Annotated in this window: 10 protein-coding genes and 2 tRNA genes; all 12 read left to right on the forward strand. The window is 73.3% G+C overall.

The genetic code is table 11. From position 1 onward, the window contains the following. Positions 1-18 precede the first annotated feature (18 nt). The 12 genes from OG764_RS24015 (at position 19) to OG764_RS24070 (ending at position 13,598) form a co-directional block, all read left to right on the forward strand. Complete coding sequence (locus OG764_RS24015) at positions 19-1,800, forward strand: LCP family protein (RefSeq protein ID WP_328970491.1); 1,782 nt, start codon at positions 19-21, stop codon at positions 1,798-1,800. Between the two features lie 97 nt (positions 1,801-1,897). Continuing rightward, the gene (rsfS, locus tag OG764_RS24020) at positions 1,898-2,344 is read left to right on the forward strand and encodes a ribosome silencing factor (RefSeq protein ID WP_328970492.1); all 447 of its coding nucleotides are present in this window, start codon (positions 1,898-1,900) and stop codon (positions 2,342-2,344) included. Continuing rightward, complete coding sequence (locus OG764_RS24025; protein ID WP_328973141.1) at positions 2,341-2,988, forward strand: histidine phosphatase family protein; 648 nt, start codon at positions 2,341-2,343, stop codon at positions 2,986-2,988. The genes rsfS and OG764_RS24025 overlap by 4 nt, the downstream gene beginning before the upstream one ends. Before the next feature lie 123 nt (positions 2,989-3,111). After that, a tRNA-Ala gene (locus OG764_RS24030) sits at positions 3,112-3,184 on the forward strand. Between the two features lie 136 nt (positions 3,185-3,320). Next, on the forward strand, positions 3,321-3,554 hold the full coding sequence (locus OG764_RS24035; protein WP_328970493.1) for a hypothetical protein: 234 nt from the start codon (positions 3,321-3,323) through the stop codon (positions 3,552-3,554). 128 nt (positions 3,555-3,682) lie between these two features. Continuing rightward, positions 3,683-3,755: transfer RNA gene (locus tag OG764_RS24040), tRNA-Ala, on the forward strand. Positions 3,756-4,005: 250 nt separating this feature from the next. Then, positions 4,006-6,876 carry a leucine--tRNA ligase gene (leuS, locus tag OG764_RS24045; protein ID WP_328970494.1) on the forward strand — a complete coding sequence of 957 codons (2,871 nt, stop codon included), beginning with the start codon at positions 4,006-4,008 and terminating at the stop codon, positions 6,874-6,876. Between the two features lie 179 nt (positions 6,877-7,055). Further along, positions 7,056-7,841, forward strand: coding sequence for a hypothetical protein (locus tag OG764_RS24050; RefSeq protein WP_328970495.1), 786 nt, complete (start codon positions 7,056-7,058; stop codon positions 7,839-7,841). A 149-nt stretch (positions 7,842-7,990) separates the two neighbouring features. Further along, positions 7,991-8,836 carry a DegV family protein gene (locus tag OG764_RS24055; RefSeq protein WP_328970496.1) on the forward strand — a complete coding sequence of 282 codons (846 nt, stop codon included), beginning with the start codon at positions 7,991-7,993 and terminating at the stop codon, positions 8,834-8,836. 546 nt (positions 8,837-9,382) lie between these two features. Then, positions 9,383-10,057 (forward strand): ComEA family DNA-binding protein, encoded by a 675-nt coding sequence (locus OG764_RS24060; protein ID WP_328970497.1) that lies wholly within the window; start codon positions 9,383-9,385, stop codon positions 10,055-10,057. Positions 10,058-10,206: 149 nt separating this feature from the next. After that, on the forward strand, positions 10,207-12,780 hold the full coding sequence (locus OG764_RS24065; RefSeq protein ID WP_443056237.1) for a ComEC/Rec2 family competence protein: 2,574 nt from the start codon (positions 10,207-10,209) through the stop codon (positions 12,778-12,780). Then, the gene (locus tag OG764_RS24070) at positions 12,723-13,598 is read left to right on the forward strand and encodes a YceI family protein (protein WP_328970498.1); all 876 of its coding nucleotides are present in this window, start codon (positions 12,723-12,725) and stop codon (positions 13,596-13,598) included. Before OG764_RS24065 ends, OG764_RS24070 begins: the two co-directional genes overlap by 58 nt. Positions 13,599-13,605 lie beyond the last annotated feature (7 nt).

Genomic DNA, 13,605 nt, shown 5'->3' on the forward strand with positions numbered 1-13,605 from the left:
CGAGAGAGAGGGGCACCGGTGAACGACCGACAGGATCCGTACGACCCGGCCGCCGGGGGCGCATACCCGGCAGAGCAGCAGCTCATCGGCTACGACGCCTACGGGCAGCCGGTGTACGGCCAGGTGCCCGCCCAGCCCGCGCAGCAGTACGACGCGTACGGGTACGGCTACGACGCGTACGGACAGCCGGTCCAGCCGCAGGCCCCCGGGTACGACCCGCAGCAGTACCCGCAGCCCCCGCACGAGCAGCAGTACGGCGGACAGCCCCAGGGGTACGACACGTACGGCGGGCAGCAGGACGCGTACGGCTACGGCTACGACCCGGCCGCCACCGGGACGCAGCCGGCCGCCGACTTCACGCAGCAGCAGCCGCAGCACATGCAGCAGGTCCAGCAGGCGCAGGCCCCGCAGTGGATCCCGCAGCAGGCCGCGGCCCCCGACCTCGCGGAGCCCCAGGCCGGCCGGTCGCAGGCCGGCCAGGTCCCCGAGCCGCGCCGCGCCGCGGACGGCTCCGGCGACGGGCCGGGCGGCGAGGCACCCGACTACCGCACCGAGCAGTTCGCGTTCATCGACCAGCCGGACGAGGACTCCGAGGACGTCATCGACTGGCTCAAGTTCACCGAGAGCCGCACCGAGCGCCGCGAGGAGGCCCGCCGCCGCGGCCGCAACCGGGGCGTCGCCCTGATCGTCGTCCTGGCGCTCTTCGTCGTCGGCGGCCTGGGGTACCTCTGGTACGCGGGCAGGCTGCCGGGCCTCGGCGGTGGCTCCGGAACCACCGCGGGCGCCGCCACCGGACCGCAGAAGCGCGACATGATCGTGGTGCACCTGCACAACACGAAGAAGGGCGGCACCTCGACCGCGCTGCTCGTGGACAACGTCACCACCAAGAAGGGCGCCACCGTCCTGCTGCCCAACACCCTCGCGGTCAGCGCCGAGGACGGCACCGCCACCACCCTCGGCAAGTCGGTCGAGGAGGACGGCCTGGGCGGCACCCGGGAATCCCTCGACACGATGCTCGGCACCCGCATCGAAGGCACCTGGCGGCTCGACACGCCGTTCCTGGAGAGCCTCGTCGAGCAGGTCGGCGGCATCGAGGTCGACACCGACACCGCGATCCCCGCCGACACCAAGGCCAAGATCCCGGCCGTCGCCAAGGGCGAGAAGCAGAGCCTGAGCGGCGCCATGGCCGTGGCCTACGCCACCCACCGCGCCCCCGGCGAGCCCGAGACCCGCCAGCTCCAGCGCTTCGGCACGGTCCTCTACGGCGTCCTGCGCAAGATCCCCGACGACCCGGGCGCCGCCGCCGTCGCGGTGGAGACCCTCGGTCAGATCCTCGACCCCTCGCTCACCGAGAAGGACCTCGGCGGGGCCCTCGCCCGGCTGGCCGAGCACGCCAAGATCGGCGACTACCGCACCGAGGTCATGCCGGTCGGGGACGACGGCACCCTCGCCGACAAGGCCACGGACACGGTGGTCAAGGACCTGCTCGGCGGGGCGGTCAAGGCCCCCGAGGCGGGCGCGATCCCGCGCGTCGGCCTCAAGGACGCCTCCGGCAGCGAGAAGGCGGCGACGAGCGCCCGGGTCGCGCTGGTCAACGGCGGCTACACCTTCGTGGACGCCGGAAAGGCCGGCAGCAGCCAGAGCACCTCGCAGGTCACCTACGCGGACGACGCCCAGAAGGCCAAGGCGGCCGAGGTCGCCAAGACCCTCGGGCTGCCGGCATCCGCGGTGAAGAAGGCCGCCGGCAAGGCCAACACGGACGTCACGGTGGTGCTCGGGACGGACTACAAGGCCCCCTGACCTGGGCGCGGGCCGTCCGGGCGGCATGTGCGCGGGCAGCACGGGCGGTACGTGAGACCCTTGAGGTTGACCCGTCCTCCGACCGAAAGCATGGCTTGTGACCGCCACGGACCGCTCCATCGAGCTCATCACCACCGCCGCTCAGGCGGCGGCCGACCGGCTCGCGCACGACATCATCGCGTACGACGTCAGCGACGTGCTGTCGATCACCGACGCCTTCCTGCTGGCCTCGGCGCCCAACGACCGCCAGGTCAAGTCCATCGTCGACGAGATCGAGGAGCGCCTCCAGAAGGAGCTCGGCGCCAAGCCGGTCCGCCGCGAGGGCGACCGCGACGCCCGCTGGATCCTGCTCGACTACGTCGACATCGTCGTGCACGTCCAGCACAGCGAGGAGCGTGTCTTCTACGCCCTGGAGCGGCTGTGGAAGGACTGCCCCGAGATCGAGCTGGGCGAGGACGCCAAGCAGACCAAGGGCAAGGCCGAGGAGCACGCCCAGCTCCGCGCGTCCCAGGCCGACGACGACCTGGACGGTGATCTGTTCTGAGCGCCCCCAAGGCCGGCCGCAAGATCGTCCTGTGGCGGCACGGACAGACCTCGTGGAACCTGGAGCGCCGGTTCCAGGGCTCCACGGACATCGAGCTGACCGTGGCCGGTCTGGCCCAGGCGCGCCGCGCGGCGCGCCTGCTGGCCTCGCTCCGGCCGGACGCGATCGTCGCGTCCGACCTCCGGCGGGCCGCGGCCACGGCCGCCGAGCTGGCCGCGGTCACGGGCCTGACGGTGGAGCACGACCCGGCGCTGCGCGAGACGTACGCGGGCGAGTGGCAGGGCCTCACGCACGACGAGATCCTCGGGAAGTACGGCGAGCAGTACGCGGCGTGGAAGCGCGGCGAGCCGGTCCGCAGGGGCGGCGGCGAACTGGAGACCGAGGTCGCCGACCGGGCGGCCCCCGTGGTGCTCCGCCACGCCGACGCGCTCGGTGAGGGCGGCACGCTGGTCGTGGTCAGCCACGGCGGCACGATCCGCACCACGATCGGCCGGCTGCTCGGCCTCGACGCGCACCACTGGGAGGGCCTCGGCGGCCTCTCGAACTGCTGCTGGTCGGTCCTCGGCGAGGGCGCGCGCGGCTGGCGGCTGCTGGAGCACAACGCCGGCACGCTCCCCGAACCGGTGCTCGGCGACGACGACTGACGGCGTCCCGGCAGCGGCCGAAGGCCCCCGGAGCCCGGATTTCACTTTCCGGCCGATCGCAGGCTAGAGTTCTTCTTGTTCGCAGCGCGGAGCGCAGGAAACAGCGGGAAGCAAGCGAACTGCGGGGCTATAGCTCAGTTGGTAGAGCGCCTGCATGGCATGCAGGAGGTCAGGAGTTCAATTCTCCTTAGCTCCACAATCAAGATCCCGCCCCCAACAGGGGGCGGGATCTTCGCATTTCGTTCCTGCTGCCCCGATCCCCTCCTGACGTGGCAGAATCGGACGGCCGGAGGGGGAGACCACGGCCCGAAGCGGGAGGGAGTCGCTGACGGATGGGTGCACACCGGCGGCGGTGCGACTGGTGCAACAACGGCACGCCGATCGTGCGGGACATGGACCCCGTCAATCCCGACTACCAGTACTGGTGCGAGGAATGTGCGCGGGCGCTGATCATAAAAGGCGACCCCATCGAGACGTACCGGGAGCTGGAGGGGGAGCCGATCTACGGGCGGCTGCTCGACGAGCACTGCACGCTCAAGAGGTTCTACCAGTTCGCCAGCGCGTGACAGATCGGACAAAACGGACGGCCCGGAAACCGATTTTTGGACCTGGGCCATGACCGTGTAATGTTCTCGATGTCGCCAGGGGGAACCGGCAAGGGAAACCGAGAAGGGGCCCGGCGGCAGAGAAACAAGGGGCTATAGCTCAGTTGGTAGAGCGCCTGCATGGCATGCAGGAGGTCAGGAGTTCAATTCTCCTTAGCTCCACAGTGAAGAAGGCGGGTCACCCGGATCGGGTGGCCCGCCTTCTTGCTGTGCGGTCGTCAGAGCGGGCGCCGGGGCCGCTGCGGTACCCTGACGCCATGCGTGCCGTACGCCTTCTGCTTACCGAGCCGCGCTGATCAGCGCCGACCCCTTCGAGACGGTCGGCATCGGCGCGGCGCCCCCTCCTGTGCGAGGGGTTTTTTCGTTTGGGCAGGCAGAGACGGCAGAGTCGATCGATGGAGCTTCAGGAATCATGAGCGAGACGAACACCCCGGCCCCCGAGGCGGCCGAGGCGCACCGTTACACGGCTGCCATGGCCGCCGACATCGAGGCACGCTGGCAGGACGTTTGGGACGCCGAGGGGACGTACGAGGCGCCGAACCCCAGCGGTGACCTGGCGGGCGACCCCGCCGTGGTCGCGCGGCCCAAGAAGTTCATCATGGACATGTTCCCGTACCCCTCGGGTGCGGGACTGCACGTCGGTCACCCGCTCGGGTACATCGCCACCGACGTGTTCGCCCGCCACCAGCGGATGACCGGCCACAACGTCCTGCACACCCTGGGCTTCGACGCGTTCGGCCTGCCCGCCGAGCAGTACGCCGTGCAGACCGGCACGCACCCGCGGGTGTCCACCGAGGCCAACATCGAGAACATGAAGGCCCAGCTGCGTCGGCTGGGCCTGGGCCACGACAAGCGCCGGTCCTTCGCGACGATCGACCCGGACTACTACAAGTGGACCCAGTGGATCTTCCTGCAGATCTACAACTCCTGGTACGACGCGGCCGCCGGCAAGGCCCGCCCGATCGCCGAGCTGGCCGCCGAGTTCGAGGCCGGCACCCGTGCGCTGCCCGGCGGCGCCTCCTGGGCCGAGCTGAGCGCCGCCGAGCGCGCCGAGGTGCTGGGCGGGTACCGCCTGGCCTACTCCTCCGACGCGCCCGTCAACTGGTGCCCGGGGCTGGGCACCGTACTGGCCAACGAAGAGGTCACCGCCGACGGCCGGTCCGAGCGCGGCAACTTCCCCGTCTTCAAGTCCCGGCTGAGCCAGTGGAACATGCGGATCACCGCGTACGCCGACCGGCTGCTGGACGACCTGGACGGGCTGGACTGGCCCGAGGCCATCAAGCTGCAGCAGCGCAACTGGATCGGGCGCAGCGAGGGTGCCCGGGTCGACTTCGCGCTGGGCGACGAGGCCATCACCGTCTTCACCACCCGCCCGGACACGCTGTTCGGCGCGACCTACATGGTCCTGGCGCCGGAGCACCCGCTGGTCGAGAAGTTCATCCCGGCCGCCTGGCCGGAGGGCACCCACGAGGTGTGGACCGGCGGCTACGCCACCCCGGCCGAGGCCGTCGCGGCGTACCGCAAGCAGGCCGCCTCGAAGTCCGACGTCGAGCGGCAGGCCGAGGCCAAGGACAAGACCGGTGTCTTCACCGGCGAGTACGCGGTCAACCCGGTCAGCGGCGACAAGGTGCCCGTCTTCATCGCCGACTACGTACTGATGGGCTACGGCACCGGCGCGATCATGGCGGTACCGGCGCACGACAGCCGCGACTTCGAGTTCGCGCGCGCCTTCGAGCTGCCGATGCGCTGCGTGGTGCAGCCCTCCGACGGCCGCGGCACGGACCCGGCGGAGTGGGACGACGCGTTCGTCTCGTACGACGCGAAGCTGGTGAACTCCACCGGCGAGGGCATCTCGCTGGACGGCCTGGGCGTCGTCGAGGCGAAGGCCGCGATCACCGACTGGCTGGCCGGGCGCGGCATCGGCGAGGGCACCGTCAACTTCCGCCTGCGCGACTGGCTGTTCAGCCGCCAGCGGTACTGGGGCGAGCCCTTCCCGATCGTCTACGACGAGGACGGCGTGGCGCACGCCCTGCCCGAGTCGATGCTGCCGCTGGAGCTGCCGGAGGTCGACGACTACTCGCCGCGCACCTTCGCGCCGGACGACGCGAACTCGCAGCCGGAGACCCCGCTGTCGCGCCGCGAGGACTGGGTCAACGTCGAGCTGGACCTGGGCGACGGCCGCGGGGTGCGCCCGTACCGCCGCGAGACCAACACCATGCCGAACTGGGCCGGTTCCTGCTGGTACGAGCTGCGCTACCTGGACCCGAACAACGCGGACGCGCTGGTCGACCCGGAGATCGAGCAGTACTGGATGGGCCCGCGCGAAGGCGCGCCGCACGGCGGTGTCGACCTGTACGTGGGCGGCGCCGAGCACGCGGTGCTGCACCTGCTGTACGCCCGCTTCTGGTCGAAGGTGCTGTTCGACCTGGGGCACGTCTCCTCGGCGGAGCCGTTCCACAAGCTGTTCAACCAGGGCATGATCCAGGCGTACGCGTACACCGACGCGCGCGGTGTGTACGTTCCGGCGGCCGAGGTCGAGGAGCGCGACGGCGGCTACTTCTACCAGGGCGAGCCGGTCAAGCGTGAGCACGGCAAGATGGGCAAGTCCCTGAAGAACGCCGTCACGCCGGACGAGATCTGCACCGAGTACGGCGCCGACACGCTGCGCCTGTACGAGATGGCGATGGGCCCGCTGGACGTCTCCCGGCCGTGGGACACCCGCGCCGTGGTCGGCCAGTACCGCCTGCTGCAGCGCCTGTGGCGCAACATCGTCGACGAGGAGACCGGCGCCGTGACGGTGGTCGACTCCACGCCGGGCGAGGACACGCTGCGCGCCCTGCACAAGGCGATCGACGGGGCAGGCGCGGACCTGGCGGCGCTGCGGTTCAACACCGCCATCGCGAAGATCACCGAGCTGAACAACGTCCTGACGAAGGCCGCCGAGCCGCTGTCGCGGGTCGTCGCCGAGCAGCTGGTGCTGCTGGTGGCGCCGCTGGCCCCGCACATCGCCGAGGAGCTGTGGCACCGGCTGGGGCACACCGACTCGGTGGTCCACCAGGACTTCCCGGTCGCGGACCCGGCGTACGTCGTGGACGAGACGGTGACCTGTGTCGTGCAGGTCAAGGGCAAGGTCAAGGCGCGCCTGGAGGTGCCGCCGGCGATTTCCGAGGGTGACCTGGAGCAGCTGGCGGTGTCCGACCCGGGTGTGGTCGCGGCGCTGGGCGGCGCGGAGATCCGCAAGGTGATCGTGCGTGCGCCGAAGCTGGTGAACATCGTCATCTGACGGGCGGCCGCCGGCTGAGCGGGATCCGGCTGTGAGCGGTGTCCCCGGGAGTGGAGTCCCGCTGTAGGGGATGTCCCGTACGGGCAGGTTGGGGGTTCGAATGGAACCCTCGGCCTGCCCGTTCCGTTTACGGTTGAGGGGTACGGAGCAAGCACGGGACAGCCGGGGAAGGGGCACTCATGGAGGTCGCGTTGATCATCTTTGCGTTGATGCTGTTGGTCTTCCTCGGCTTGGGCGCGTACGCGACCGTCAAGGTGGTCGGCGCGGCGAAGCGGGGCGTGGACCGGACGATCACGCAGGCGCGGCGGACCGTCGAGGACACCACACTGCGGGCGAAGAGCTTCGGGCAGGTGGGCGTCGGCGGCAGCCTGGCCCAGCTGCGGCTGGACCTGCGGACCTCCATGCGGGCCACGCAGGAGGCGCTGTTCGCGGGGGTGCAGCAGGACGAGTCCCTGCGGGAGACCATCGCGCTCTTCGAGCGGCTGAGCGCACACGGTCACGAGCTGGACGCGGACCTGAAGCGGCTGGAGAGCGAGCCGGACAAGAGCCGGATCGCGGAGCGGCTGCCCGAGCTGCGGGAGCGCACGCAGCGCATCACGAAGTCGGCGGACTCGCTGCGGTGGGCGGCGCGCGACCGGGCCCGGACGTTCGCGACGGACGACCTGGACTCGCTGACGGCGCAGATCGAGATGGAGTCGGGCGCGCTGCGGGACTGGTCGAAGGAGCGGGACGGGCTGGACGCGCTGGACGACCTGGACGGCCTGGACCTGGGTGGTGTGGGGGGCGGGCGCGGCGGCGCCGGCAGCGCGGGTGCGGGGGCCGGGGCGGGGGCCGGGGCCGGTGCTTCGGCCGGGCGGGGCGGGCAGGGTGGTGCGGAGGCTCCGAAGCCGCTGGGGCCGCCCACCCAGCACTGGAACGCCACGTACCCCTGGGAGAAGGCCCCGCGCCCGGAGAGCACCCCCTAGGGAAGCCGTGGGGATACGTGGCGGAGCCGCGGGGTCGAGGGGGAGGCCGCCGGGGTTCGGGTGGTGTTTCGTGACGTCCGGGGGGCCGGGAGGCCGATCGCGGTGGACCGGGCTGCCGGGAACGGCCCTCTCCCGGTAACCTCCCGGTCATGTCCCGCCATGTCGCGATCGTCACCGATTCCACGGCCTACCTGCCCCCACCGGCGATGCTGCGGCACGCGATCACCTCCGTCCCGCTCACCGTAGTCCTCGGCGACGAGGCGCTCGAAGAGGGCACCGAGATCTCGGCCCGCTCGCTCGCCCTGGCCCTCCAGAAGCGCCGTTCCGTGACGACCTCGCGGCCCAGCCCCGAGGAGTTCGTCCGCGCGTACCGGGCGGTCGCGGACGCCGGCGCCACCGGCATCGTCTCCCTGCACCTGTCCTCCGAGTTCTCCGGCACGTACGACGCCGCCGTGCTGGCCGCCAAGACGGCCCCGGTCCCGGTCAAGGTCGTGGACACCGGCATGGTCGCCATGGCACTCGGCTTCTGCGCGCTGGCCGCGGCCGAGGTCGCCGAGGCGGGCGGGTCCGTGGACGAAGCGGTCGCGGCGGCGGAGAAGCGGGCCTCCGGCATGTCCGCGTTCTTCTACGTCGACACCCTCGACTACCTCCGGCGGGGCGGCCGGATCGGCGCCGCGCAGGCGCTCTTCGGTTCCGCGCTCGCGGTGAAGCCCCTGTTGCAACTGGACGGCGGCAGGATCGAGATGCTGGAGAAGGTGCGGACGGCGTCCAAGGCGATCGCCCGCCTGGAGGAGCTGGCGGTGGAACGGGCGGGAGCCGCCAGTGTGGACATCGCGGTTCACCACCTCGCGGCACCGGAGCGGGCGGACAAGCTGGCGGAACGGCTGCGGGAGCGGGTGCCGGGGCTGGTGGAACTGCACGTCAGCGAGGTGGGTGCGGTGATCGGAGCACACACCGGGCCGGGTCTGCTGGCCGCCGTGATCTCGCCGAGGTAGCCGGTACGGGTGACGGAGTTGTCCACAACGGGCCCGTCATCCACGGAAATCGGGTGGCCCCGGCGGTAAATCCCCTTTCTCTTTACCGTCTTGGGCATGGCACTTCGACGGCATCACCTGCGCAACGTCCGTACGACTCCGCTCGGCGGGGTCCCTTCTCCTTCCGCCGGCGTCTCCGGGTCCGGCTTCTCTCCTGGCTCGCGCGCCTCTCGTGGCGTGCGCGGTGTGCGTGGCCCGCGCGGTTCCCGGCGGCTGGGGGCGGGGGTGAGCGGGCCGGGGCGGACGCCGGGGTCCGACGGGCGGTTCCGGCAGCGCGGGGGAGCGGATCCCGCTGCGGTGCGGATGCGGGCGCAGGCGCTGCTGGCGGGTAGCCCGCCGGGGGCTTTCCCTGCGGGTTACCCGGCTGTGCCCCTGCCGGTCCCACCGCATCCGCCGCCCCCTTTGCCGCCGCTGCCGCCTTTGCCGCCTCCTCCGCTGCCGCCTCCTCCGCTGGTTGTGGAGCCGGAGCCGGAGCCGGAGCCGGAGCTCGGGACGGGGGACGGGCGTGTGGTGGCCGGGCCGGGCGCGGGGGTGGCGCTGCGGGAGCGGTTGCCGGTGTGGCTCCAACTGCGGTGTGGGTTCGAGACGCGGACGGTGGCCGCCGTGGCGGTGGTCCTCGTCCTCGCACTGGGGTTCGCGGCCCAGCACTTCTGGTCCGGGCGGCCGGCCCCGGTGGCCGCGCCCCAGGCGGTGAATGCGGGCGCGGCCGCGCCCGCGGCGACGGCGCCCTCACCGACGGCGCAGGGCCGGATCGTCGTGGACGTCGCCGGGAAGGTCCGGTCTCCGGGAGTCCTGCGGCTTCCCGTCGGGGCGCGGGTGGCGGACGCGCTGTCGGCCGCCGGGGGAGTACGGCCGGGCGCCGACACCAGCGGGCTGAACCGGGCGCGCGTCCTGGTCGACGGCGAGCACGTGGTCGTCGGAGCCCCCGCGCCGCCCGGAGGCCCGGTACCGGGCGGCCCGGGCCCGCCGGGCGATTCCGTCGCACCGGTCGCCCAGGTCAGCCTGAGCTCCGCCACGGTCGAACAGCTCGACGCGCTGCCCGGGGTCGGCCCCGTGCTGGCCCGGCACATCGTGGAGTTCCGGACCGCGCGCGGGGGCTTCCGGTCGGTGGCCGACCTGCGGCAGGTCACCGGCATCGGCGAGCGCAGGTTCGCCGATCTGCGTCCACTGGTACGACCGTGAGCCGCGGCACCGGCCCGGGCACGGCCGCTGCCGGGCCGGGCGGGGCGGAGCTGTTCGGAGCGGGGCCAGGTGGCGCGGGCCCGGATGGTCGTGGGCCGGACGGAGCGGGCCCGGACGGCGTGGGGCCCGATGGTGCGGGGCCGGTGGACCTGCGCTTGGTGCCGCCGGCGCTGGCTGCGTGGGCGGCTGCCGCACTCGCCCTCGGGCTGCCCGGCGGCTGGACCGGCGCCGGGGTGGCCGGCTGCACGCTGGCCGCGGTGGGGTTGCTGGTCCTCGTCGCGGCGCGCCGCGCCCGGCGGCTGGCCGCCGCCGGGGCCGCCGTCCTGCTGTGCGCGGCGGCCGGCGCAGGCGTCGCGGGCCTCCACACCGCGCAGGCGCGCAGCGGCCCGGTGGCCGCGCTCGCCGAACAGCACGCCCGGGTGACCGCCGAGCTGACGGTCTCCTCGGACCCGCGGCGGACCCGGCGCGGACCGCCCGCGCTGCTCCTCGACGCCGAGCTGACCCGGATCACCGGACCCGGCGGGCAGGTCACCGCCACCCGCACACCGGTGCTGGTGTTCGCGCGTCACGAGGACTGGGCGCGGCTGCTGCCCTCGGTCCGGGTCCGGGTGAGCGCCCGGCTCGCCCCGCCGCGGCAGGACGCGGACCGGGCGGCGGCCGTGGTGCGGGTGACGGGAGACCGCCCGCCGGAGGTCCTGGGCGGGCCGGACGGGCTCCAGCGCACCGCCGGGGCGCTGCGCGCCGGGCTGCGGGAGGCCACCGCGGGGCTCTCCCCGGACGCCCGGGCGCTGCTGCCCGGGCTGGTGGTGGGGGACACCTCCCGGGTGCCGGCGGACCTGCACGAGGCCTTCCTCGCCACCGACCTGGTGCACCTGCTGGCCGTCTCCGGGTCCAACCTCACCGTGGTGCTGTTCCTGCTCGTCGGGCCGCCGGGCAGCGCGCTGCGGGCGGAACGCGGCGGGCTGGCGCCCCGGATCGGGCTGACCCTGCGGGGCACGGCCGTGTGCGGGGCGGCCCTGATCCTCGGCTTCGTGGTGGTGTGCCGACCGGAACCGAGCGTGCTGCGGGCCGCCGCCTGCGGGGCGGTCACACTGCTGGCGATCGGCACCGGCCGCCGCAGGTCCCTGATCCCGGCACTGGCCGCCGCCGTGCTGCTGCTCGTGCTCTACGACCCCTGGCTCGCGCGCAGCCCCGGCTTCCTGCTCTCCGTGCTGGCCACCGGCGCGCTGCTCACTCTCGGCCCACGGTGGAGCGCCGCGCTGCAGCGGCGCGGGGTACGGCCGCGGCTCGCCGAACCGCTGGCCGCGGCCGCCGCGGCGCAGGCGGTGTGCGCTCCGGTGGTCGCCGTCATGGCCGCCAGGGTGAGCCTGGTGGCGGTGCCCTGCAACCTGCTGGCCGAGCCCGCCGCCGGACCGGCCACCGTCCTCGGATTCGCGGCGCTCGCCGCGGCCGCGATCTGGATGCCGGCCGCGCAGGCGCTGGCCTGGTGCGCGGGCCTGCCCGCGGGCTGGATCGCCGGCGTGGCCCGCACCGGCGCGGACCTGCCCGGCGCGGAGGTGAGCTGGCCGGGCGGCGTGGCGGGCGGGCTGCTGCTGGCCGGGGTGACCCTCGCGGCCGTCCTGGTCGCGGCCCGGGTGGTGCGCTACCGGTGGGTGTGCGCGGCGCTGGCGCTGCTTCTGGTCCTCGTGGTGGTGCGGCCGGTGCCGCTGACCCGGGTGCTGGCGGGCTGGCCGCCGCCGGGCTGGCGGTACGCGCAGTGCGCGGTGGGGCAGGGCGACGCCGGGGTGCTGGCCGCGGGGCCGGGCACCGCGGTCGTGGTCGACGCCGGGCCCGAGCCGGGGCCCGTCGACCGGTGCCTGCGGGTACTCGGGGTCTCCCGGGTCCCGCTGCTCCTGCTGACGCACTTTCACCAGGACCACGTGGGCGGGCTCGCCGGGGTGCTGCGCGGCCGGTCGGTCGGGGCGATCCAGACCACCGTCCTCGAAGATCCCCCGGAACAGGCCCGGTTCGTGCGTGCCACGGCCGCCGCCGCAGGGGTGCCGATGCTGCGCTCGGTGCCGGGCGAGCGGCGACGGACCGGACCGCTGGAGTGGGAAGTGCTGTGGCCCCCGGCGGACGGGCCGCCCTCGGGCGGAGCCAACGACGCGAGCGTCGCCCTCCTGGTGCGGGCACCCGGGCTGCGGCTGCTGCTCCTCGGCGACCTCGAACCACCCGCCCAGCAAGAGCTGCTGAGGGAGCATCCGGAACTGGGGCCGGTGGACGTACTCAAGGTGGCCCACCACGGCTCCGCCCACCAGGACCCCGGGCTGCTCTCCCGGGTCCGCCCCAGGCTGGCCCTGATCCCGGTCGGTGCCGGGAACCGCTACGGACACCCGGCGCCCCGCACGGTGGCCGCGCTGGAAGCGGCGGGAGCGGCCGTGCTGCGGACCGACACCGACGGGTCGGTGGCGGTCACCGGGTCGGGGCCGGGTCTGAGGGCCGTGCCGGCCGGCCGCCGCCGACGGCCTGAAAGGGCGTACCGGCGGTCCACTCCTTACATATGGACAGCGGGTGGCCGGCGGGCCGCGCCGGGTTCGCCATTCTGTTTGCCCCGGCCCCGGCATCATGATCGAATGCGTCTTCGCGAGAGGGGTCCGATTCCAGACAGCACGGGGGTGCATGCGCGATGTTCGGTCGCCGGCGGGGGAATGAGACGGCCGGAAGTTCAGATGCCGCCCATCTGACAGGAGTGCCGCCCGAAGCGGGAGTGCTGAGCTGCCGGGTGATAGACCAGTACCACCAGCCCGTCCGTCAGGCGCGGTTCGAGGTCACCGACCCGATCGGGCGCCGCATCGTCAGCGGCGAGACCGATCCGTACGGCGGGTTCCTGGCGGCCGTGCCGGAGGGCGAGTACCGGCTGGCGGTCACGGCCGAGGGGTACGCGCCGTACCACGCGGCGACGCTCGTCGCGGCGGGCGGCCGGCCCGGGCCCGGCGACATCATGGTGGAGGCCGTCGAGCCGCCGGTGCTGCCACGGCCCGGGCACTGGGAGATCGAACCGACGCACTCCGCCATCGGGTTCTCGGCGCGGCACATCGGGCTCGCCCGGATCCGCGGCCGGTTCAACACGTTCGCCGGGGCCGTGCGCATCGCGGACCGCATGGAGGACTCCTCCATGCACGTGATCATCGACGCCGGCAGCATCGACACGGGGGTGCGGATGCGGGACGACCACCTGCGGTCGGGCGACTTCCTGGACGCGGCGCGTCATCCCACCATCGAGTTCTACAGCGAGCGGTTCATCCACCGCACCGGCAGCCGCTGGGCGGTGGCGGGTGCGCTGACGCTGCACGGGGTGAGCCGGTCCGTGACCCTGGACACCGAGTACCTGGGGCTCGGCACCGGCATGGAGGGAGAGACGCGGGCCGCCTGCCGGGCCACCACCGAGCTGCAGCGCGAGGACTTCACGCTGACCTGGCAGTCCATGCTCGCCCACGGGATCGCGGCGATCGGTTCGAGCGTCGACGTGGCGCTCGACGTGCAGATCGTGCACAAGAACTGAGCGGGCG

Origin of the sequence: Streptomyces sp. NBC_00239 (genome assembly GCF_036194065.1) — a bacterium.
Taxonomy (GTDB): Bacteria; Actinomycetota; Actinomycetes; order Streptomycetales; family Streptomycetaceae; genus Streptomyces.

Coding starts and splice junctions, on each gene's coding strand:
- leuS (WP_328970494.1), top strand. CDS start 4,006: ATGAGCGAGACGAACACCCCGGCCCCCGAGGCGGCCGAGGCGCACCGT.
- OG764_RS24050 (WP_328970495.1), top strand. CDS start 7,056: ATGGAGGTCGCGTTGATCATCTTTGCGTTGATGCTGTTGGTCTTCCTC.
- OG764_RS24055 (WP_328970496.1), top strand. CDS start 7,991: ATGTCCCGCCATGTCGCGATCGTCACCGATTCCACGGCCTACCTGCCC.
- OG764_RS24035 (WP_328970493.1), top strand. CDS start 3,321: ATGGGTGCACACCGGCGGCGGTGCGACTGGTGCAACAACGGCACGCCG.
- OG764_RS24070 (WP_328970498.1), top strand. CDS start 12,723: ATGTTCGGTCGCCGGCGGGGGAATGAGACGGCCGGAAGTTCAGATGCC.